The 20,637-nt window shown below is 39.1% G+C and carries 24 protein-coding genes; 15 read left to right on the top strand and 9 right to left on the bottom strand.

Annotation, left to right across the window (positions count from 1 at the left end):
- Positions 1-104: 104 nt before the first annotated feature.
- From J4N25_RS03310 to J4N25_RS03275, 8 genes are all read left to right on the top strand, one after another.
- On the top strand, positions 105-1,289 hold the full coding sequence (locus tag J4N25_RS03310; RefSeq protein WP_207420723.1) for a hypothetical protein: 1,185 nt from the start codon (positions 105-107) through the stop codon (positions 1,287-1,289).
- A gap of 206 nt (positions 1,290-1,495) precedes the next feature.
- Positions 1,496-2,197: a hypothetical protein gene (locus J4N25_RS03305; protein WP_207420722.1), complete on the top strand. Its 702-nt coding sequence runs from the start codon at positions 1,496-1,498 to the stop codon at positions 2,195-2,197.
- On the top strand, positions 2,181-2,390 hold the full coding sequence (locus J4N25_RS03300; RefSeq protein WP_207420721.1) for a hypothetical protein: 210 nt from the start codon (positions 2,181-2,183) through the stop codon (positions 2,388-2,390). Before J4N25_RS03305 ends, J4N25_RS03300 begins: the two co-directional genes overlap by 17 nt.
- Positions 2,391-2,538: 148 nt before the next feature.
- Positions 2,539-3,459: a tetratricopeptide repeat protein gene (locus J4N25_RS03295; RefSeq protein WP_207420720.1), complete on the top strand. Its 921-nt coding sequence runs from the start codon at positions 2,539-2,541 to the stop codon at positions 3,457-3,459.
- A gap of 154 nt (positions 3,460-3,613) precedes the next feature.
- Positions 3,614-4,504, top strand: coding sequence for a hypothetical protein (locus tag J4N25_RS03290; protein WP_207420719.1), 891 nt, complete (start codon positions 3,614-3,616; stop codon positions 4,502-4,504).
- Between the two features lies 1 nt (position 4,505).
- Positions 4,506-4,943 carry a hypothetical protein gene (locus J4N25_RS03285; protein ID WP_207420718.1) on the top strand — a complete coding sequence of 146 codons (438 nt, stop codon included), beginning with the start codon at positions 4,506-4,508 and terminating at the stop codon, positions 4,941-4,943.
- A 178-nt stretch (positions 4,944-5,121) separates the two neighbouring features.
- Positions 5,122-5,505: an SMI1/KNR4 family protein gene (locus J4N25_RS03280; protein ID WP_207420717.1), complete on the top strand. Its 384-nt coding sequence runs from the start codon at positions 5,122-5,124 to the stop codon at positions 5,503-5,505.
- Positions 5,506-5,607: 102 nt separating this feature from the next.
- Positions 5,608-6,171 carry a hypothetical protein gene (locus J4N25_RS03275; protein WP_207420716.1) on the top strand — a complete coding sequence of 188 codons (564 nt, stop codon included), beginning with the start codon at positions 5,608-5,610 and terminating at the stop codon, positions 6,169-6,171.
- A gap of 275 nt (positions 6,172-6,446) precedes the next feature.
- Here J4N25_RS03275 and J4N25_RS03270 read toward each other — a convergent pair whose 3' ends face one another.
- Positions 6,447-6,878: a hypothetical protein gene (locus J4N25_RS03270; RefSeq protein WP_207420715.1), complete on the bottom strand. Its 432-nt coding sequence runs from the start codon at positions 6,876-6,878 to the stop codon at positions 6,447-6,449.
- Between the two features lie 350 nt (positions 6,879-7,228).
- Here J4N25_RS03270 and J4N25_RS03265 point away from each other — a divergent pair, with 350 nt between their 5' ends.
- Positions 7,229-7,969, top strand: a complete 741-nt coding sequence (locus J4N25_RS03265) for a peptidase associated/transthyretin-like domain-containing protein (RefSeq protein ID WP_207420714.1) — start codon at positions 7,229-7,231, stop codon at positions 7,967-7,969.
- Positions 7,970-8,433: 464 nt separating this feature from the next.
- Here J4N25_RS03265 and J4N25_RS03260 read toward each other — a convergent pair whose 3' ends face one another.
- A complete protein-coding gene (locus tag J4N25_RS03260) occupies positions 8,434-8,946 on the bottom strand; it encodes a hypothetical protein (RefSeq protein ID WP_207420713.1) in 513 nt (170 codons plus the stop codon).
- A gap of 388 nt (positions 8,947-9,334) precedes the next feature.
- On the opposite strand from J4N25_RS03260, the gene J4N25_RS03255 reads away from it, so the two are divergent.
- Positions 9,335-9,574: a hypothetical protein gene (locus tag J4N25_RS03255; protein WP_207420712.1), complete on the top strand. Its 240-nt coding sequence runs from the start codon at positions 9,335-9,337 to the stop codon at positions 9,572-9,574.
- A 254-nt stretch (positions 9,575-9,828) separates the two neighbouring features.
- A complete protein-coding gene (locus J4N25_RS03250; protein WP_207420711.1) occupies positions 9,829-10,029 on the top strand; it encodes a DUF3606 domain-containing protein in 201 nt (66 codons plus the stop codon).
- Positions 10,030-10,107: 78 nt separating this feature from the next.
- On the opposite strand, the gene J4N25_RS03245 is transcribed toward J4N25_RS03250, so the two are convergent.
- The 5 genes from J4N25_RS03245 to J4N25_RS03225 all read right to left on the bottom strand — a co-directional run bounded on the left by J4N25_RS03245 (position 10,108) and on the right by J4N25_RS03225 (position 14,770).
- On the bottom strand, positions 10,108-10,503 hold the full coding sequence (locus tag J4N25_RS03245; RefSeq protein WP_207420710.1) for a response regulator: 396 nt from the start codon (positions 10,501-10,503) through the stop codon (positions 10,108-10,110).
- 214 nt (positions 10,504-10,717) lie between these two features.
- Complete coding sequence (locus J4N25_RS03240; protein ID WP_207420709.1) at positions 10,718-11,710, bottom strand: DUF1259 domain-containing protein; 993 nt, start codon at positions 11,708-11,710, stop codon at positions 10,718-10,720.
- A gap of 105 nt (positions 11,711-11,815) precedes the next feature.
- Complete coding sequence (locus J4N25_RS03235) at positions 11,816-13,018, bottom strand: chromate transporter (protein ID WP_207420708.1); 1,203 nt, start codon at positions 13,016-13,018, stop codon at positions 11,816-11,818.
- Between the two features lie 153 nt (positions 13,019-13,171).
- Positions 13,172-13,702: a hypothetical protein gene (locus J4N25_RS03230; protein ID WP_207420707.1), complete on the bottom strand. Its 531-nt coding sequence runs from the start codon at positions 13,700-13,702 to the stop codon at positions 13,172-13,174.
- A 147-nt stretch (positions 13,703-13,849) separates the two neighbouring features.
- Positions 13,850-14,770 carry an AraC family transcriptional regulator gene (locus J4N25_RS03225; protein WP_207420706.1) on the bottom strand — a complete coding sequence of 307 codons (921 nt, stop codon included), beginning with the start codon at positions 14,768-14,770 and terminating at the stop codon, positions 13,850-13,852.
- Positions 14,771-14,901: 131 nt separating this feature from the next.
- Between J4N25_RS03225 and J4N25_RS03220 the strand changes: the two genes are divergently transcribed.
- The 3 genes from J4N25_RS03220 to J4N25_RS03210 all read left to right on the top strand — a co-directional run bounded on the left by J4N25_RS03220 (position 14,902) and on the right by J4N25_RS03210 (position 16,720).
- A complete protein-coding gene (locus tag J4N25_RS03220) occupies positions 14,902-15,375 on the top strand; it encodes a GyrI-like domain-containing protein (RefSeq protein ID WP_207420705.1) in 474 nt (157 codons plus the stop codon).
- Between the two features lie 10 nt (positions 15,376-15,385).
- Positions 15,386-16,117: a YqjF family protein gene (locus J4N25_RS03215; RefSeq protein WP_207420704.1), complete on the top strand. Its 732-nt coding sequence runs from the start codon at positions 15,386-15,388 to the stop codon at positions 16,115-16,117.
- An 84-nt stretch (positions 16,118-16,201) separates the two neighbouring features.
- Entirely contained in the window at positions 16,202-16,720 is a 519-nt protein-coding gene (locus J4N25_RS03210; protein ID WP_207420703.1) for a MepB family protein, read from the top strand.
- Positions 16,721-16,755: 35 nt separating this feature from the next.
- Here J4N25_RS03210 and J4N25_RS03205 read toward each other — a convergent pair whose 3' ends face one another.
- On the bottom strand, positions 16,756-17,697 hold the full coding sequence (locus J4N25_RS03205) for a hypothetical protein (RefSeq protein ID WP_207420702.1): 942 nt from the start codon (positions 17,695-17,697) through the stop codon (positions 16,756-16,758).
- Between the two features lie 401 nt (positions 17,698-18,098).
- Here J4N25_RS03205 and J4N25_RS03200 point away from each other — a divergent pair, with 401 nt between their 5' ends.
- Positions 18,099-20,021, top strand: a complete 1,923-nt coding sequence (locus tag J4N25_RS03200; RefSeq protein WP_207420701.1) for a PAS domain-containing sensor histidine kinase — start codon at positions 18,099-18,101, stop codon at positions 20,019-20,021.
- 17 nt (positions 20,022-20,038) lie between these two features.
- Here J4N25_RS03200 and J4N25_RS03195 read toward each other — a convergent pair whose 3' ends face one another.
- Positions 20,039-20,632 carry a superoxide dismutase family protein gene (locus tag J4N25_RS03195; protein ID WP_207420700.1) on the bottom strand — a complete coding sequence of 198 codons (594 nt, stop codon included), beginning with the start codon at positions 20,630-20,632 and terminating at the stop codon, positions 20,039-20,041.
- Positions 20,633-20,637: the final 5 nt, after the last annotated feature.

Below are 20,637 nucleotides of genomic sequence, written 5' to 3'. Positions count from 1 at the left end.
TTCAAGAGCAGGATTAAGACTAACGAAAGTCATTTTTTTGTAGGCCGGTAAAAATTATGTTTGGGGATAGAATTATTTAACAATTTAAACCTAAGCGCAACTGTATGCGAAATGTTCTTTCAGAATTAGATGCTAAAGTAACTGTCCTTTGCCAGTGTTTACCTACCACACCAGAAATTAATACAGCTGTCCCCGAACTACTTTCCGAGATCGGTCGTCAGCAAAATGAGTTAGCAAATGTATTGAATGGAGCCTTATCCGAGGAAGCATTAGAAAAATTTACCAGGGAGTATCATTTGGGACTAATACGAATGTTATCTGAGCTTTATCAGATCACCGGTAAGGAGCCTGGCAAAACCAAGCGCCGTTTCGATCTTAAAAATGCTTCCAAAACTGAAAGTATTGAGAAGGTTTATGAGGGGCTCCACCAACTTTGGAACTTCCTGAATTGTCATTTTGATAAGTACATTCCAAAAGAAAAACCGATTCCTTCCTATTGTTATAAACCGCTAATGAAGGAGATCAAAGAAAGTCAGAGGTATATCACCAAACGGCTGAAGAACCTCGATCAGGAACTTTTCGAAATAGTAATAGAGCCCTTTGTCCATTTTGCAAAATATCCCCTGAAACAAACCTGGCACAATTTCTACTATTGCACTTTTCTGGCTAATGAGTTTAAAGTTTTAGCGGATTGCAGCAACGAGATTACAACGGCTGACTTGATCCAGTTCTTGATCTTCATTAATTACAATTCAATAGAATTCTTCAACTACTACGTTGAACGGCTTCGCGAGAAGGGCTCTAATCTTGAAGAGCTTTATCTGTTGAAAAAAGAGTTAGCCCTTGCGCCGGTAAAACCAAAGGTTGCTTATGATAATGAAAGGAAGGGGCTTGCAGATCACCTGAAAATATATGTTAATGAAGAGATCGATTACCTCGAACATACTGGAAAAAAGGTAATGGATGATCCAGCTAGAAAGTCAGGAGTAACCCTTGTTCCTAACCGGCTTGTCTGGAACCTTTCACAGCAAAGATTAGCATTCAAGCACAAGGTATATGCACACTTAGAATTAATAGAAAAGGGAAAGCACGAAGACTTGTACAAAGTGGTCGCTAACAACAGCAGCACAATAGGTGCAAAATATCCCTCTCCTAAAACTTTTAAAAATGATTACCTGAAACCTACTCTTCAAACGATGGAAGCTGAACTGGCCTATCACTTAGAAGCTATCAAATATATAGAAAGTGAAATTTTAAGTGCTGGTAATCAGGAGGTGGCATCGTTTTAGGGGTAAATGCCATGGAAATAATTATTTAAAAATTTCATGTATTTGTGCCTTCAAATGTACAAATACATGAAAAAACAAAAGAACAACCGCCTATCGCGAATTTTCCCTGAGTTTAATCGTAAACCTCACAATCAGGGAAAGAAACAACTAACAATTAACCGGAACCTGTTCCTAATGGGACTCAGAATCAAAACTCTTCGTCATTTATGAACTACATTCTGCACTTAAACGGCTTCTACAGGAAAGCCAATTCTGATGAAAAATTAACGCCGTATCATCTTAGTTTGTACCTGGCTATTTTCCAACAATGGAATGCTTATTTCTTCAGAAAATCTTTTCCCGTCACCAGGCGGGAATTGATGAGGTTGTCGAAAATTGGGTCAAGCCATACGTATTACCGCTGCCTCAAACAGCTTCATGAATGGGGATACATCAATTATATTCCATCCCCCAATAGGGCAATAGCAAGTACCATTAGCTGTGTAGTTTTTCATGAAACCAGTGTCACTTTTGCTACTAATACAGGTAGCACATCTGCTACTACAACTGGTAGCACATCTGCTACTACAACTGGTAGCACATCTGACACTCCTCTGGTAGCAGAACTGCACCCATTTATAAAACTTAATAAAACATTTAAAAACACTCTCACAATAAAAAATATAAAAAAGTTTTTTGAGGAGAACTATTCAGACGGAACCGAAGCCGTCAAATTCTACAATCACTACCAGGCTAACGGCTGGATGATGGGGCGGGTGGAAATTGTAGACTGGGAAGCAGCAGCAAGAAAATGGATAGCCGGAGCAGATAACTTCTCCAAGCCTGCGAAACGCAAAACTTCACGATCAGCAAAGATCATTTCAATTACAAACCCTACAACGAGGAAAAGATATGACGAACCCCTGTAACCCAAGCCAAAACTTAAAAAAGAAAGTCGATCATTCACCAGATGCCATTCCTAACCAATTCGTAAAGGATCCAAGATATCTTGAATTTGATCAGTTGCTTGATTATCTCAACAAAAAGGGAAGCGAGCTATTGGGAAAAGTTTTTAAGATTGATCAGAAGGACTACGATACAGTTTACAAACTTTTGGTATAACAGTCCGTCTATTTTAGGTTACTGTTGCTTGTTCTATACGGCTTTTTCTTTACATTAGTTCCTGGGACCACGAAGTACCTTACAGCCAGGCGCAATATAATCCGTTAAACCAAGATGGTCAAAGTTAAAACACAGCCGCCTTACGACAATGAATCTGAAAATTATCATACTCTTACTTTTAGTGTTTTCTTTAACAGCTAATGCACAGAAGAAAATGGAACACACGTTTTTTACGTGGACTGCCTTTACCGCAAATTTTGGGAAGGAAATGGCTTCAGCAGAAGACGTTTTTAACAACATGGTCAAAAGTGGCCTGAAAGACAATTGCTTAACTCAACTTGATTTCACTTTCATATCCGACAAAAAAAAAAATCTAATCTTGCTTGGTGACTTTATTAAAGTGCATTATCCCTACAAGGTAAAAGAAGTTAAAAAATATGGCCACCTGTGGGAGCTGGACGGAGAAACTAATGAGATTCCAATCACAGCTGATAACCTTCTTTATTGGGCTCTTGATTTGTATAAAAGAGGGTATGAATTCGACTCGAGGCTTGATGCATATGGTGGCCCTTTCGACCCCAAAGAGCAGAAGTTTCCAGAATTGGATAAGTCGAAAGAGGAAATTTATTTCGACAAAGCTGTGGAGTGCTATAATAAAGGAGACATAAGTGGAGCTTTGATCCATTGGAACTTAGCTTTAGCAATCAATCCCTCTAACCCAGATTCCTATTATTCCCGGGCCATTGTAAAAGAAAACCTTTATACATGGAAATCAGCATTAAAGGATTATGACCGGGCGATTGAGATAGCGCCTGACTTTGCAAGTGCTTTAATTAACAGAGGGGGCTTGAAAGACGAGAATCAAGACTACAAAGGAGCTATCGAAGATTATGATAAGGTCCTGGCCCTGGATAAGGTTAACCTCGAAATCAAGCAAATGGCGATTTTTAATAGAGGCAATACGAAGCTTAATCTTAAAGACAAAAATGGTGCTTGCGAGGACTGGAAAAAAGCATACGACTTGGGAGCAAAACATGCTAAAGAACGAATTGATCAACATTGCCGATAAAGGACACCAGCGATCCTACCAAGTAATTTATTTGTGATGAGTTTTAGGACCGCGTTAGTTTTGCACCATAAATTAAATACGAATAGAAGATGCAATAGAAGCATTAGCCGAGTGGGTAAAGAATTATATTACAAATAATTACATCAATAATACTTTGAGTTACGACCTATACTTTTATAAGAAAAGAGGCGCAAGCCTCACTGAGTCTGATATTTCTGAATATCTAAACGAAAATCTCGTTTCTACAAGCGAAAGCTATAAGCAATGGTTTGTAGAAGATGAAGACACGGAAGTATATTTTTCTTTTGATCTAAATGAACCCAATACAGAAACGGAAGATGTTGCTTTCTTTGATAGCTTTCAAGATTTTAGCAATACGAACTTCACATTTAACCTCAACTATTTTAGGCCAGATTTCTTTGGTAAACTTTCGTTCGAATTTGTTGAAAGGTTCGTGAAAGAGCTTGACCTTTTTGTCTTGAATCCTCAATCCACAGAAGATGATGAACATCCAGTTAAGCCCAGGGAAAACGAGTTATATGAAAATTGGTCAGCAATCAACGCAAGGAATTCGCTGGATTATTTCGAAGAATATGATCTAGAATACTATCCTTTGGAAAAATCCAATGATTTTTACGATTACAATTATAATCGGGTCCGACTTCAGGAACAGTTGGGGGAGGCTTATTACGTTCCAAAGTTGTATATTTTGAAGACGAAATCTGATGGCAAGATAGTTACCGTTAGCTTTTGGTCAGAACATCTACCAGTTGTATTTCCACCTGCAGAGTATTTTCTTATTACTAAAAAGTATAGGCGGCTGTTTCGCAAGGTAGAAGAAAGCGGACTGATCAGTGCAGCGACATTTTACCAAAGGTTTGGAAGCTTTATTAGCGACTTTAATTTTAAAGGCTGCAAAATCATACATCCGGATCAGGCAGAAAGAGCCATGGACGTTTTTAATTCAACAAAAATTGAAATTCCAACTGATGCTGTAGAAAGAGTTCAAATTGACAGATTAGTAAATATAAAGCCAGGTTTATAAGATGAGCTGGGATATTCTTGTAATAAATTCTAAAACGCCGGTTCCCTTTGATGAAATGGAACACGTATCCTTGGAAGATTTTGGAACCGTCGATTCTGTAGTTGAGAAAATTCAAAGGATCGTATCTGAGGTTGATTGCAGAGACAAAACCTATCTGAACGTTGATACCGAGGAGTTCAGCGGACATATTGGCGTAGCGCAAAAAGGAGAGACTCGGTGCAGATCCATCATGTTTCATGTCTACGGCGGAAGTGATCCGGAAAGAATGATCACCAGGATTTGCACAGCTAACGACTGGTCTGCTATTGATATTTCTTCCGGTGACTACCTGGACGAGGAGGGAGAGAATGGAGATAGTTGGGAGGAGTTTCTGGAGTATAAGACGCATCTATTGAATAGCAGTGGGGAAAAGAAGAAACCTTGGTGGAAATTCTGGTGAGTTGCTTAAGTTTTAAATTCACTAGCAAGGATTTTCTTATCTTTTCTGATGGCGATCGTAATGAGTTTATTGCAATATTAGGATCACCGAACTAAGGTCGTTTGTTTATATAATTGTAATAAAGAAGACTAAGCCCCATTATTAAAAGAAGAACCGTTACATTTATTTTATCCGGCAAATGAACTATGCTATAATTGAAGACTGGAAAAAGGAAGGAATATTATTAAATGGGCCCGCAACCATCGATGAGATGGCGGATTGTGAGCGGTTCCTTGCCTTTATCTTTTCAGAGGACTTCAAGCAGTTTTACCTCGTTTGTAATGGATTTGCCGAGCTAGTTATGGATTCAAAAATGTTGACCCTCTCTTCAATTCTAAATATTAAATGGCAGAACTGGGGACAGGATTTTATTTCGGTAGCTGACTATAATATAGGAAGTACCAGTATAGGTTATATAAAAGGCAAAAAGGGTATTTACAGAGATTATGATGAGAAGAAGATCTGTGATAATTTTAATGAGTTTCTAAAGCACTGGCAAAAGGAAACGTTCGTGTATATTTAAGTTGAACGTTTTGCATTTAGAATTGAGTTCAAATGAAGAAAGGGATAATCAATAAATGAGATTCTTGAATATATTTAGGAAAATTTAGAATAATCACAGCGCGTGAAACCTGTCACAATCAAATATCACAAAACAATTACAGATCCTGCTGTAAGTAAAAGGCATATCCTGGAAAGTATAAAAGAGCTGTTAGAAAGCAAAAAACTTCAGATTGTTCATATTAGCGAAAATGAAATAATCTACGAAGGAACCACACGTAGATTTGTATCGAACTGGGATATTTCAAGAGGCGTAGATAAAGGAATATTTTATTTGAATGAAACAGTATCCGGGATAGTTTTGGAATACCACATACAAATTAACAGCCTCATTTACTTCGCTATTACAGTAGGTGTTCTTATAGGTCTGGTGGCATCAGCAGGCACGCCAGATATATTGGTTTTCATTTTACTTCCGGCACTGAACTTGGCGATAACTTATTCCAGACATGAAGATTTCTTCCATGAGCTTCTCGAGCGATTAATATTGACAAGAGACGAAGTATGCAGGGCAGAGGAGTTTAAAGCTGGTTCAGTAAGGGTAAAGAAGGATGCTGGCAAAATAACCTTAATAACACTTCTTTTCCTATTAGCTATAATACTGGTAATCGTTCTACTGCCTTTTTAGTTGCTCATGACTGTAAAAATTAGGCTTTGAGCTTAGCGGTAATCTGCGCTACTGCCACTGGCTGTAACTAACTTATCGCAGCAACAACAGGAATTGACCCTTGAAATATTTAAAACGAGCAGAATCAAAAACGTAAGGAATTAATGCGGGAGTAGATCGTCATATTCATAGCATTCTAATTGATATATTACAATTTTGCCTTATTCTAAATATTTCAATGGCGCGCAATGATTTCTATTCAGTTTGTGTAAATCGATTTTATACAATAAGGACAACTAGAAACTAATAAAATTGTAAGTCAGTTGACAACCTTTTTCAAACTTCCCTCTTTTCAGGATAAAGCGTATAATATTAGCAAGCAACATCACAAGGGCAGCAATTAGATAATTAAGTACCTGATGAGAGTAATTCCAGGCTATAAAGTCCACGGCATTTACGGTGATAAAAGGATGAAAACAAGCTGGCACCAAGCCTGATAAAAACCACAGTTTAGGCAAGGGTAATTTTAACGTCAATAGTAAGTTTGGAACGGTAATAACCACCGTAGCAAGCCAATAATAAAAGTTTTGCACTTGCCCTTGGTATACATTATTAATATTAATCGCCTCGTAGAGACAAGCTTTGGCACCATGCCCGGTTGTTAGCAAAATCAGGCATAGGAATAATACCGCTTTTAAACTAATTTGCATAGTAGGGATTTCCATCATGAAATTAACTTTTTTAGAAACCCTATACAACTTTAGCGACGACTTTTTTAGGCATTTCTGCGATCAGGGATAGGATTATATTGGGGAAACTGGTTTGCTCTATTTGTGGAAACCCCAAGCACTTAACAAATATTTGCCAGTTCGCCGAGACCCTTTACTAAAAAAACTATGAGAATAAAATGGATCGTCCCCGTCTTTTTTCATTGACTTTTTTTAAGCCTTGCGCTTGTATTACTTGAAAGTATTAAGCCAAATAATCTGATCCTCCAATTTCCAAAATTTTTCTTAAGTTTAGTTCTGTTTCATTCTTTTACGAGAACTCCTATAACCAACATAAACCGATAGTCCACATGAAATTTAGCACCGTATGTTCACGAAGATCTTTTCTTTCTATCCTGATGTTTTCCTTCTTTTCGTTCCACTCTTCCTGTGACTGGACCTCTGTTGAACCGCCATCTGAAACCATAATAATAGAAGGTACAATCAAAGACGAATTGACAAATGAGCCCCTACCGGGGGTAGAAATTAGGACTGATGCTATAAAATCTTCATCAGGCATGGGCATTATAACAAATGGGAGAAGAAAGCGTGTGGGGGAAACCAGCACTGACAATAATGGCAATTACAGTCTTAAACTAAAGGTCTTTAAAGATGCGGATCGATTAGAATTTTATTTGAATCCAGGGATAAAGAAAGAGGGGTATGTTGAATTGAAGATTGATAAAAATTATTCAGAGTTCAGGAAGAAGGGTATTAACAGCGTAGGGTTCAGCTTGTGGCCTATAGCTTTGTTAAAGATTAAGTTCAAGAATTCAAATCCAGTTTCCGGGGATGATTTCTTTTACTTTGGCTGGTACACAAATAATGTCAGAGGCTGGCCTAAGGGAATTGTACAAAATGAAAATTGCGGTTCGGTTATTCCTTCTTCAGCTTTGACTTGGACGGGAGTAGATGTTTGTGGAAGTGTAACGGCAGAAACATTCGCCGACAGGACCGCGCATATTAACTGGAATGTCAGAAAGAACGGTATTATGAAGCAATATAAAGATTCTGTTTATGTAAAAAGGGGAATAATAAATGAGTTAACCTGAATTACTGATTAATTGAGGTAACTCTGAAGGCCATTCGGTAAGTTATACTCTGCATTGCTTGTGGTTTCTTTTAACATTTCCAGGTGAAGTCCAGCTTTGGTTATCGCGACTTTGATGGCAGAGTCACTTTTACCATTCAACTTGTACCATTCGGGTGTCCAAGCTTTTGGGGGGAGTTATTTCGATGAAGTTATTTTCAGTAAGTGATTGCCCGCAGCCTTGCAAAATGGGAATGAGCAGAAATAGAAGTGTCGTGAGGTTTGTCGGCATGATTTATTAAAGTATGAACTGTTTTATGGAGGCACTATCAAAAATGTTCCGATTTTGTGGTGTGGGTTCTATTTGTCGAGCGATTTTTGATTCCATTTATTGCTTAGCGCTGTGCTTTTAAAATTTCATTTATTTGCGCAATGAAGTAAAAGAAAACGGTGCAAACGCTACCACCAAACTTGAATATTAAGTTCTTATAAAGAAGCCTGCATATATTTCCTTAACTTCTTACTAGCTCTGTAAGTAAGTCCTAAATCAATGAAGCCTTTTCCCCCATACTGGTCAACACCCCGCGCACTCAGTAAAACCTTCTCCTCATCGATCAAAATACTCAGGTCTACTTTATTGAAAAATGCATTTCTGTAACGGCATGTAATAAACCCCTGGTCTTCGGTAATTGTCTCGACTTTCAAGGTAGAAAGATAGCTGTCAACGATAGCCCGTTTATTATCAATTGATTTTTCCGATTTGATGGTGAAGACTTCATAGTCTTTAGGTATTCTCCAGAAGCCATAGAGGCCGGGTACGAGACACATTAGTGGAATAAATAGTACTCTGTATCCAGTTGGTGCTGTTATACCGTTTTTATATATATTATAGGAGAACACCAAGCCGAAAGCAACTATAAAAACACAAAATATATAGTTAAGGCCGTCGTCCCATCGGCTGCCTTTTCTTATTTTCTTTTTAAACTCTGATTCCGTCATATGTTTTTTCTATTAAGCTGAACCTTTATTCGTGCGCTTTTTTCAAATCCGATTTACTTAATTGCGGGGCTCCGCCTATAGATAGGGGGGTAAAAAAAAACTCAGCTATTCGTATTTTATGTTCCAAAAATATCCCGACATTCTCTTTGCAATTATAGCTAGTAGCCCAGAGCATGAGAACAAAAATACTTAATAACAATGTATTAAACAGTGCGGTGAATATCATTCTTCCTGTCCGAGTCCCGACAATTCTTACCAGGAGGGATTATTATTATTTTCATCGGTATTGAATTTGCACCCGTGGTACTTGCAGATTTTTAATACCATTCTAAAGTGGAATCTCCATACTACTTCAGCAATTGGCATAGCAAATGCTTAGACAGAATGTATGGAAGATAAGGATATACCCCTATATGTTATTGTGGAACTGCTTATACGCGTTTCAAAGTATGCAGAAGGAATAGGGAATTACAGAAATCATTTCATTTCAGAAGGAGTTGCAACAGTTTTCACTGAAAGTGGTGTAATTCATCTGCCGGTGGAACTATTAATACGACAATTCCATCATCCGCAAAACGTGAGCGTGGATGAACTCAAATTACTGGTAAAGGATTATGTTCCCTTGTAGTCAATTTCAAATTTGTATTCATCCTATTATTGAGGGAAAAGGCTTGCAGTTATTTGGTCAAATAAGTGAGACCATTATGCTCAATATAATTATGATTAAAACCTTGAAGTCGGGGGCGACAGTGTTTTAGTATCAACCAGCGAAAAAATAAACAATGAACCGGGGAAGTTTAAAGGTTTGACAAATCAAACATGAAATTTCCCATGCACAGCAAACCCCTGATCCTTTTTCCTGTTGCCACTAAAAGCACGAATATGGATAATAAAAATTGGACAGGGAACCCCGACAGGGATAGGATCAGTTTGCATGAAGATTATGAAGTTCGCTACTGGACCCACAAATGGAATGTGACTAAGGAGCAATTAACAGAGGCTCAACATAAGGCTCAGAGCAGTGTTGTGAAGCGTATTCATGATGCGCTTTGCGAACTGGGATATATTCAGCCGCAGTTGTAGTTTGGAAAGCCCTGCAAACAGTGGGGTTATTTTTTTAATTTTTAATCCTATATGCGGTAGATCCCTAATTGTAGCAATTTATTCCTCATCAACCTTCCACATAGGTATAACCTTAGCCGAAAGAAATTCGTCTATCACTTCAATTAGGGTAACAATATCAAAGGGCTTATGAATAATTGCATCAGCTCCATATTCTGGAATTGCATCTTTTAGGCTTGCTAATCCAGAAACCATAACAATCGGAATATTACGTGCAATAGAGCTCTCTTTCATAGCTTTACACAGCTCCAGGCCATTATAATTCCCCATTCTGATATCTAAAAGGATCAAAGCAGGAGCAAAATCAACTATAGTCCCGGCGAGATTATCAGGAGAAAATAAAGTTTTCACTTCATAGCCTTCCTCTGTCAATATCATCGAGTAGATATCTAAAATATCAGGATCATCATCTAATGCGAGTATTCGCTTACCCATCAAGAATACAAATAAAATTAATGATACAAAGATAGGGTTTGGATTGCGTCATTGTATACTCTTTTCTGCATCTCTTATCTGACATAGTGGTATATTGAAAATAATGTAATCCTTTACTTACTTCGCTTTCTACCCGATTTTCGCCCGGAACGTGTAAATAGAATAGAGAGGTGCCTAAGAGGGAACCGGAGCAGGGACTTAATTGCCTATGAAGCTAATGCGTCCGGTGGCCTGCATTGCTACCTAACTGATTTAAAGCTGCACGGAAAGCTGTGGCCAGTTGAGCTGCATTCCCTTTTCCAAGATAATGCAGGAATATCATTCTGGGATTATCTCCCAGCATGTGATTATGTAGGGCCACCACCTCTATATTGTTTGAACGTAGTGACCGCACCACTGGGTTTACTTCGCCCTCCAGCATTGCAATATCACCGGCAATAAAGGCATTTTCACGGGTTCCGGTAAATGAAGCCCAGGAGTTAAGACCTATAGACGGAGTCATTTCTGCTCCCATCGCAGTAATTTTGAGATCATCCCGGCCTATTGTATATTTAATAGTGGGACCGTTAATTACTGCCTCATACTTAACTATAGCGTTAAGTTGTGAAATGTCAAAAATTTCCTTTCCTGTTTTTGTTGAAACAGCGGCGGCTGGCGTTTGGTTCTTAGGTGAAAGTTTACTTGCGCTAATGGCTGCGGAGTACTTTTTTGCTAATTCTTCAGGGCTACCCATCCCATGGATGTGCATATAGAAAATGCGTGGAGATTCATAAAAGAAATGATTGTGAATAGCACTGATCTCTAACCCGTTTGAATGAACGGCAGAGATAAGTGGATTAACCTCTTCTTCCAATAACACAGCATCGCTCATTAATACAGCCGTCTTTCCATCCATTGTCCTTTTTATGGAAACCCATCCACCAAATCCAAATGGAATTGGAACAGGTTCACCCTTAACAGTAACTTTCAAATCATTCCGGGGCAAAGGTGTTGTATGAACTGCTTCAGCCTCTTTATAAGCACCTTTTTTACCCATGGCTATTTCTATTGCAGCAATTTCTTCAGCTGTAAGTGCAGGAGTTTTCTTGTCTTTCTGCAGGAAAGATGCATTTGCAGAACTGATGTCAACAACCGAGGCGCCAAATAATAAAGCACTTGCTTTTAACCAGGTTCTTCTGGAAAGAGCGCTTAGAGAAGATTTATTCATTTATGATTATTTTTTTGCTAGCCTTACTTATAACGCATAAAGGCAGGGATGTTTCTCCAAATATGGAAATTTCGCCCTGCCCTAAGTGATTTTATAGTTGATTGTTTATAAGCTTTTGATAACCAGACCAACAATAGCTGCTATCAGGATGATGTGGGGTTCTTGTAGTTTCTTTATGTAGATTAGACCTATTACCGTTAAGGTCGCAATTATAGCGGTCGGAACATCGATGATAGAACGGGTAGCAATGATGATCACCGACCCGACTAGTGCCCCGATAACTACGGCAGTGATTCCATCAACAAAGGCTTTGATGCTGTTATTTTTTGCTATTTTTTTGAAAGAGGGAGCAAGTACAACAGTGAACAAGAAACAAGGCAGGAACGTTGCCAGCGCCGCTACAGATGCTCCGGGAAAGCCGGAGACCAGGTAACCGATAAAGCCAACGGTTATTACTACAGGTCCCGGTGTAATCATCGCAACCGCTACAGAATCTACGAACTCTGCTTCTGTTAACCAGCCGTACTCTTGTACAACTCCTGCATGAAGGAAGGGAACAATAGCTAAACCACTACCAAAAACAAAGGCTCCGGCTTTGGCAAAGAAGGCTCCGATCTTCCATAAAGAATCGCTGGTGTATTCCCAGAAACCGATCCCTGCTAAAATAATGGATGGCACGGTCTGTTTCTTTCTCAACCATGCAGGTGGTGATTTTACCATCATATAGATCAATCCGCAAGCGATAAAAAGCAACACTTCTTCTCTTTGGGTAATAACGGTAACTACTATTCCGATAGCGTAGAAGACCCAGAGCAACCAGTTGGTTTTGATTGCAGTGGCATTCAGCTTGCTAATGGACTTAACAGTGAGTTTATAAGCACTCATTCCAATAATCCCTATCACGGCTGCACCCACTCCGTAAAAAACTGCCTGCATCCAGGGAAGGCCGCTATATAGTTTGTAAGCCATTCCGAGCAGGACAACCATAACAAACGAGGGCAATACAAATGCTAAACCTACAAGTGTAGCCCCTAGCAAGCGATAGTGAACAAAGCCAATATAAATACCCAATTGCGCAGCCAAAGGGCCTGGTGCTAATTGTGCGAGAGCTAAGCCTTCTTTATATTCCTCTTCTGTGAGCCATTTTTTATTTTCCACCAAATCACGGTGCATGTAGCCAACCAGTGCTACCGGACCACCAAAACCCCATGTTCCAAGTTTAAGGAAGTAAAGTATAATATCCTTAAGGGAGTACGAGACCGGGGTGGGAGCAGTTGTTTGAACGGGTTCTGTTTCTATAATTTGCATGATAACAGATGTTTAATTGAGCTTACCTTATTACGAAGGTCACATTATGTTTACTTCGCTACGTTTTTAATGTCTAATGTACCTTCGCCAAAAAAACTATTTTACAGGTGAAGTTTCGGAAGCCCGACTTTGCCCGTATGCACTGGGATTTAGTTAGAACCCTAGTCCGAATTGAAAGGCTAAGGTTGCCGATGCTGGCTTGTCGTTGCCAAGTCGGACAGGTACCGGAATGGCAACAAAATAGTTGCTGTGTTTATTTTTCTTTACCACCTTGTTGATGATGGGGGTGAAGCCATATCTTCCACCAGTTTCAAAAGCTGCTCTTCCCACAAAGGTAAAGCCCTTACCCAATGCAGCTAAAACTCCGGGATGGAACAGAAAATTGCTCATTTTGCTCATTCCGTTTTCTGCTCTTACGAATGGTACTACTTCAAATGAAAATCCAACTTTGGGAGTTTTCCAAATGTTAATTCCTGTTGGCATACCTACTGTATAAAAACCATCAAAATTGGTATGTGTTCCGCTTTTATCGACAGTTACAAGGGGATGAATGATTCCAACATAACCAGCGATCCGAGGATAGGTAACTGTTGGAGGGGTAGTTGCAGCCGGAGCTGGAGTTTGTGCAGATGCGGTGATCGATGCAAATAGAAATAGAATAAGAAAGTAGAAATTTGATTTCATTATGTTAGAGTCCTGATTTATGTGCAAGTTTAGGCTCTAAATTCTATTTATAATAGAACGTTTTTTACCCTCTGGTATAAATTTTACGTTTCCTATTGATTTGGTAGATAAAATTGATTGTGATCCCAAGCTAAGAGCAATTAATCCTCATATTTTCTGAACAGAGACACACATTTCGAAAATATGCAATCCTTCCGGATGTGTTCCTGAGTCATTTAAATGGTTTAGAAATACACCTCTGCTATCTGCACTGAACCCGCTAGCAGGGAGCCAGGAGTTATATAGATAGTCCCAGGCAGAAAAGCATTCATCCAATGTTCCTTCCTTATAAATAACGGCGTATGTACCACCTGGAATTATTGTCGTTCCAATTTCGCCTTCACCTAGTACACCCTCAGGGACCGTTAAACATACATCCGCTTGAAGCATGCCATTTTCATCCGGCATACTTCTGTAAACTGTAAGCGCTTTAGTCGCTGGAAAATTCAGGAGGCCTCGGGAGCCGGCCCACTCAAATAACCTTTCAAACATCTGCTTAAAACCCTCCGAATCGTGAACGTGAATAGAAAAGTTGCGAATGTATATAACCTTTTGATCCCTTAGTTCCTTAACCTGACATTTAAATTGATGTTGTTTTTCCATATTATTATATTTTAAGTTGAATATGGAGCGAAAGTATTCGTCTTTGTTTTTTTCAAAGTGTCCAGAATTGCTATGTTTACGCAAGTAATGTGCCCGCCATTCTAAAGGGCTAGTCTTCTTGGTTTTTTTAAAGCTCTTGCAAAGGGCAGATACACTTGAAAAACCAAGCTGATACGCAATTTGGGTGACTGAGATCTCTGAGTGTGAAATCAATTGGAACTGAGTCCTCTGCATACGCAGCTGCTTGTGGTATTCGCCAGGAGAAACTCCTGTAACTGCATGAAAGACCCTGAGGAAGTGAAATTTCGAAAGATTTACGCGTTCGGCTAATTCATCAAGAGAAATATTCGTGTCCAGATTTAGCCTTATGAAATCAATTGCCTTATTCACTCGTGAACAATAGTCATTAAGGGATTCTTTTTTCATATTAGTGGTAAGCAAAGTGCGGTATTCTGTAAAACAAGTTGCAATCATAATTGACAGCAGCAATAGTTGCAAGCTTTCTGGTAATTATGTTTTTTTAGAAACGATGGTTTTAATTCTAGAGTAACCAAATTATGATTATAGTTCAAATGGCTGGTTTTAAGTTAATAGGCTTGAAACTTTTAGAAAAGACAACTAATGAAAATGGTCAGTCAGGTATTGATTGTGGTAACTTATGGCAGGAATTCGAAAGCCATAGCGTGATAGACCGTATACCTGACAAGTTAGAACACAAGGTGTATGCGGTTTATTTTGATTATGAAGGAGATGAGCATAAACCCTTTTCTTATTTCATTGGCTGCAAAGTAGATAGGGAAACAAGTACACCAGAAGGTTTGGATGATTTGGTCATTCCCGAACAAAATTATATGATTATCAATGCGAAGGGGGTAATGCCGGGCTGCATAGCTGATGCTTGGAGGGATATATGGAAATCTAAGGTTCAACGAGCATTTGGCTATGACTTTGAGATTTACGATGAAAGAAGCAAGGATTGGTCTGATGCTGAGGTGGATATCTATGTTTCTAGTAATTCGAGTCAAGTTTAGTGGTATTTAAATGAGCCTTACTAATATTCTTAAATCTACCGCACATCGTCCATGGCCGCTGCCTCAAGGGGAGTGGACCTATTACCAGGAATGGAACAAAGCTCTGTTCTTGCATTATGCAGTCCCTGCCGATATCTTAATTTCTTTAATTCCGCAAGGTTTAGAACTTGATGTTTTTGAAAATAAAGCCTGGGTGTCGGTAGTGGTTTTTGAAATGGAGAAAATTAGGCCTCGAGGATTTCCAGCACTTTCGTTTCTATCCGACTTTTATGAGATCAATGTACGGACCTATGTTAAAAAGGGTGACAAGAGCGGGGTCTATTTCTTGAATATCGAAGCGCAAAAAGCTTTGTCGGCTTTTATTTCACAAAAGCTTTCTGGCCTGCCTTATGAAAAATCAACTATTTCCGCTTCTTTTATCGCAGATGCAACATCAATTAAATCCCTTAATATCCGGAAAGGATTTGAACTGGAGACTGAATTTCAAATAGGGAAAAGGCTTAATGCGAAAACCGCTTTAGAATTTTGGCTTACTGAGCGTTACTGCTTGTACCTCGAGAAAGGAGGGAGGTTATTTCGGTATGAAATTCACCATGAGGAATGGGAACTATCGGAAGTTATAATGAAATGCCTGAAGGTTAAGTACAAAATTCAGCAATTGGAAATTGGATCAAAGGAACCTGATTTGATTCACTATTCGAAGGGTATACGAGTGTTGGCCTGGAAACGAAGTTGTTGTTAGAAGTATTTTCGAAATATTTAATCGTATAGGTTATGGCAATGGTAGTAGTTTCTCCAGATTAAGCAATATTATATTTAAAAAGCGATGTCAACACAAAATGAAGTAACAGGCGAACTGAAATTGGTTAAGGAGATGGTGTATGATAAATGCGGCTTTCTAATAACTAATATAGCTTCGAGTGCTGAAAGTTTAGAATACCAGGCTTGTTCATTCTCTCTTAATGAAAGGAAAATTATTCACCGGGTATCTAAGATCACACCTACTAAATTGGGACAATTTGTTACCATCTGGAAAAGGAATAGCGATGGAAAGACGGAGCCCTTTAACGTTACCGACAACTTTGATTTTATCGCTATCACGTGCAGAAAAGAGGATCTACTGGGGCAATTTATTTTTTCTAAAGCTACTTTATCGAATGAAGGAATTATATCAACACCTGAAAGAGAGGGTAAACGGGGGATAAGGGTCTATCCTCCCTGGGAAACAGTGACAAATAAACAGGCGAAGAAAACTCAAAGCTGGCAGATAAAGTCCTTCTTGAAGTTAGAATACGATGGGTATTTTGATTTACAGTTGGTCAAAAGTCTCCTCTCAGAATCATAGCTATTACTGAATGAAAGCTTTTAAGCTATGAAACTTTAATTTTTAGCCATATTCTTAAGCTCTTTTTTTGATAACTCCTTTTTGATAATGTCTGAACTGGAGGCTGCTGTGTATGATGCACGGTTTTCTAGAATTATATTTTCGCCTTCTTTTGTATAAAAGTGAGGGGTGATCGAAGAGTACAAAGATTTGCTGGTTTTTAAAGTTTGATCCCTCATCGATTCAATGTCATCGGAACTTAAGTAATACAAATGGACCATAATATTATATTGTCTGGAGGTTGAATGAAAAAGGCTATTCATCCCTAGAGGAGTGCCAGGAAGAACTGTTTGTCCCACTGTAACAAAAGCTCCTTTCTTCAGTCCTCGGTACTTGCAAAAAGTGCCATCCGTATGCTCAATCAATATTTCATTCATCGCACTTTTGAAAGCTTCATCGCCCGGCTTGCTTGTCTCATATAGATCCTTAACCTGCACAACAACACCTTTTCTGGTAGCCAAAACTGTGTCCTCTTCTGACGTATAAAAATTATAGCACTTCCAATCGGAAGGCATTTCACTGCCGAAATACATAGCGGGTACATAGCCGGCTTCAATTGCCCTTACTTTTGTACCTGCTTTATATGGTAATAGATACTGCACGTCTGAATTGTATTTTCGTAATACTTTTCCCCTGAGCGAATAATATTTATAGGAATATCCAATACCGAGATTTGGTGTAGAGGGGTTAAGGGAAAAAAGTTTTCCGGAATTACTGGAGGCTTGCGTTACTTGTCGTTCAGAAGCAGTGGTATTACGCAGAGATCCGAAATTTACTATAACTGTATAAGATGCAGGATCGGTTTTCGTGTAATTGAAATCAACACTGTTATTGGAGTTAACTCGAGTTTCAACAACTAAGGGTTTTTCCTGAGCCAGGGTTAGAGATGTAGCAAATAGGAGCGCTGTGAATAAGGGTGTTTTTAGGGTTTTATACATTTTCCAAGAATATTTACGGAGCAATTATATTGATTGCTTCTCAAAGGTAATTGATTGATTTTAAATTTCAATAAGTATTCCTTTAAGATAAAATTAACAGAATGTGTAGGGGGAAGAGGAATAACTGTGGGAATATTCTTCATTTGCTATTTTGTTTTTGTTGCAATATGCCCAGCAGATAGTCGGATTTGACCCTATCTTTTTTTGAAAAATCGTCTCATCGGGGGCTGTTTACCTGTTTTTGCTGTTTTAGCTTTTATTTCTCAAATACTGAAAACTGCTTGTGGTTTAGGCTGTTAAGAATGATCAATGTGTGGTAATGCACCTCTGTACTTTGCCACCATACGACTCTTCCTGCAAAATATTTTTTTAAGATTTAAGCCACGAACAATTATCGGTAAATGGATAACCAGAATAATTACCACAACAATCACATTTCAAGTAAACAGGAGCTACCTATTGATCTGCATTCGTTATTCGGCGAAGTAGAAGATGTTGCGAAAATGGGAGTTTATAAGGCAGAATTGCCGAGCTTGAAACTCTACTTTTCTGATGGTCTGTACAAGCTTTTTGGAGAAGAACCTCAATCTTTTGAGCCGTCTTTAGATTGGATCAATTCTCGATCAACAACCACCGATGCCGAAGCTGTTGATAAAATACTTAACCAGGCAATTATAGACAAAAAGCCCTACACGTATACCCGCAGGATCCGGAAGAAAGATGGAGAGTGGAGGACGCTACTATCAAATGGAAAGGTGGTTTGTGATGATAGTGGTAAGCCTGTTCGATTTATAGCGATTGTTCTGGATATTACAGAGCAGAAAAAGGCAGAAAAAAGAATTCAGGGTAATCGTGAGCTCCTTCAATCTGTATTTGATACTTCACTTATTGGTATGTCGGTGTTCAAAGCTGTTAGGAATGAAAGCAATGATATCATTGATTTCAAAATCCTGATCGTTAACCGCCTGATAGAGAAAAATACTGGACGGAAAGACTTGGTAGGGAAATTATATCTGCAGGAATTCCCAGGGATAAAGCAAGCTGGTATCTTTGACAAGATGTGCGAGGTGATGAGTACCGGGGTACCCAGTCAAATGGAATATAAGTATGACGTGGAAGGCTTCAATAATTGGTTTTTGACCATGTTTGTGAAGCAGAATGATAATCTGGTTGCTACCACCCTCGAAATAACAGATAAAAAGCGGGATGAAGAGGAGAAGGATAGGAGCTTTACCCTCCTTAAGCAAACCGAACAGATTTCCTCGATGGGAAGCTGGAGTTATGATACTAAAAAACAAAAAATGAGCTGGTCTGAAGGGATGTATAATTTATTTCATCTACAGCCCGGTGTTGAAATCTCACCAGAAACCTACCTTGATTTTATTGTACCAGAGGATCGTGCAAAGCTTGAGGAACAGGTAATAAACAAGATAAAGGACGAGCTGAAAGAGTTTGACGAGCAAATTACTTTTCTGATTCAGGGAGAGCGAAAACTAATTCAGATAAAAGCTACTCCCATTACAGATTCCGATGGTAATAAAGTTCAGATGCTGGGAATTGATATGGATATCACCGAGAAGAGCAGTGCCGAGGAAAAGTTGAGAGAAAATGAGTTCATGAAAATGCTGCTGGAAAAGAAAGATGAATTTATGAGTGTGGCGAGTCATGAACTGAAAACTCCCATTACTACTCTAAAAGCTTCCTTACAGATCCTGTGCAGATTGATCGAGCAACATAAAGATGAAAATGTGCTCCTGGTATTTGCTATGAAAGCTAACCAGCAAGTGAACAAGGTGATCCGGTTGATCAGTGATCTGATGGATAATGCAAAAATTCAGGCCGGTAAAATAAACCTCAATATTGATCCTTTTTTATTAAGTGAAGTAATTGATGATTGTATTGCATTTCAAACTGGGGGACATGAAATAATAGTACATAATAATGTGAACGAACCAATTGAAGGTGATAAGCACCGGATAGAACAGGTACTCACGAATTTTCTTAGTAATGCGATAAAGTATTCTCCATCCGGGAAGGAGATAATTATTACAGCTAACAGGGAGGATGAGGAGGTAAAGGTAAAGGTAAGGGATTTTGGGATCGGAATACCTCCATCAAAAATTGACCATGTATTCGACCGCTTTTTCAGAGTGGATGATAAATCCCAGGAGTTTTCAGGCCTGGGATTGGGATTATATATTTCAGCGGAAATAATTAAGAAGCACGGTGGCACCTATGGTGTTGTTAGTGAGCCTGGTAAGGGAAGCACTTTTTGGTTTAGTATTCCTCTTAAACACCACTCAGCTTCGCCTTTGCAAGGGTAAAAGACCTGCTGTTGCTTTTATTTCATCTCCTCAATCACCCCACAGCCGATTCGGCTTCCCGAGTTGCCTGTTGGTTGCGTGGTATAATCATCCACTCCCGAATGAACTATAATTGCCCTTTTTAGGATATTGGTCTTTTCGTCGCCTCCGATAGTCCAACGGTCAGAGCTTACTGTAAATTGGGCTTTTCCCTGAGCATCCAGTTTTATGTTACCAATGTCTCCGGAATGATATGCTCCTTCACCCCACTTACCGTGTTTTTCTTTCGTAGGATTCCAATGTCCATGGGCTCCTTCGCCATTGTTTCCACAATCTCCGTGTTCATGGAAGTGTACAGCTACACTCTGGTTCGCTTTCTTAGGGCATTCAATGTTGAGCGTCAACTCGACTTTATCACCTGATGTTGTGAAGTCTGCAGAACCTTTAACTACCGTGTCTGCTTTGGTACCGCTTAATTCGGCACGTGCCTTCCTGGCGTCGAGGGTATCGGTTCCTGTTTCTACTTGCACAACCGAATCGGCATTCGAGTTGGTTGCACTGCCTTTGTTATTCGAGCATGAAGCGAATACCAGAAGCGATAAGGAAAGGTAGATAGTGACAGCGTTTTTCATAGCCT

Source organism: Desertivirga brevis (assembly GCF_017355835.1).
This window is presented reverse-complemented; position numbering and strand designations above follow the sequence as displayed.

Bases quoted from the DNA above. Each gene is read 5' to 3' on its own strand.
- J4N25_RS03310 (WP_207420723.1), top strand. From the start codon at position 105: ATGCGAAATGTTCTTTCAGAATTAGATGCTAAAGTAACTGTCCTTTGC.
- J4N25_RS03305 (WP_207420722.1), top strand. From the start codon at position 1,496: ATGAACTACATTCTGCACTTAAACGGCTTCTACAGGAAAGCCAATTCT.
- J4N25_RS03300 (WP_207420721.1), top strand. From the start codon at position 2,181: ATGACGAACCCCTGTAACCCAAGCCAAAACTTAAAAAAGAAAGTCGAT.
- J4N25_RS03295 (WP_207420720.1), top strand. From the start codon at position 2,539: ATGAATCTGAAAATTATCATACTCTTACTTTTAGTGTTTTCTTTAACA.
- J4N25_RS03285 (WP_207420718.1), top strand. From the start codon at position 4,506: ATGAGCTGGGATATTCTTGTAATAAATTCTAAAACGCCGGTTCCCTTT.
- J4N25_RS03280 (WP_207420717.1), top strand. From the start codon at position 5,122: ATGAACTATGCTATAATTGAAGACTGGAAAAAGGAAGGAATATTATTA.
- J4N25_RS03270 (WP_207420715.1), bottom strand. From the start codon at position 6,878: ATGATGGAAATCCCTACTATGCAAATTAGTTTAAAAGCGGTATTATTC.
- J4N25_RS03265 (WP_207420714.1), top strand. From the start codon at position 7,229: ATGAAATTTAGCACCGTATGTTCACGAAGATCTTTTCTTTCTATCCTG.
- J4N25_RS03260 (WP_207420713.1), bottom strand. From the start codon at position 8,946: ATGACGGAATCAGAGTTTAAAAAGAAAATAAGAAAAGGCAGCCGATGG.
- J4N25_RS03255 (WP_207420712.1), top strand. From the start codon at position 9,335: ATGGAAGATAAGGATATACCCCTATATGTTATTGTGGAACTGCTTATA.
- J4N25_RS03250 (WP_207420711.1), top strand. From the start codon at position 9,829: ATGGATAATAAAAATTGGACAGGGAACCCCGACAGGGATAGGATCAGT.
- J4N25_RS03245 (WP_207420710.1), bottom strand. From the start codon at position 10,503: ATGGGTAAGCGAATACTCGCATTAGATGATGATCCTGATATTTTAGAT.
- J4N25_RS03240 (WP_207420709.1), bottom strand. From the start codon at position 11,710: ATGAATAAATCTTCTCTAAGCGCTCTTTCCAGAAGAACCTGGTTAAAA.
- J4N25_RS03235 (WP_207420708.1), bottom strand. From the start codon at position 13,018: ATGCAAATTATAGAAACAGAACCCGTTCAAACAACTGCTCCCACCCCG.
- J4N25_RS03230 (WP_207420707.1), bottom strand. From the start codon at position 13,702: ATGAAATCAAATTTCTACTTTCTTATTCTATTTCTATTTGCATCGATC.
- J4N25_RS03225 (WP_207420706.1), bottom strand. From the start codon at position 14,770: ATGAAAAAAGAATCCCTTAATGACTATTGTTCACGAGTGAATAAGGCA.
- J4N25_RS03220 (WP_207420705.1), top strand. From the start codon at position 14,902: ATGATTATAGTTCAAATGGCTGGTTTTAAGTTAATAGGCTTGAAACTT.
- J4N25_RS03215 (WP_207420704.1), top strand. From the start codon at position 15,386: ATGAGCCTTACTAATATTCTTAAATCTACCGCACATCGTCCATGGCCG.
- J4N25_RS03210 (WP_207420703.1), top strand. From the start codon at position 16,202: ATGTCAACACAAAATGAAGTAACAGGCGAACTGAAATTGGTTAAGGAG.
- J4N25_RS03205 (WP_207420702.1), bottom strand. From the start codon at position 17,697: ATGTATAAAACCCTAAAAACACCCTTATTCACAGCGCTCCTATTTGCT.
- J4N25_RS03200 (WP_207420701.1), top strand. From the start codon at position 18,099: ATGGATAACCAGAATAATTACCACAACAATCACATTTCAAGTAAACAG.
- J4N25_RS03195 (WP_207420700.1), bottom strand. From the start codon at position 20,632: ATGAAAAACGCTGTCACTATCTACCTTTCCTTATCGCTTCTGGTATTC.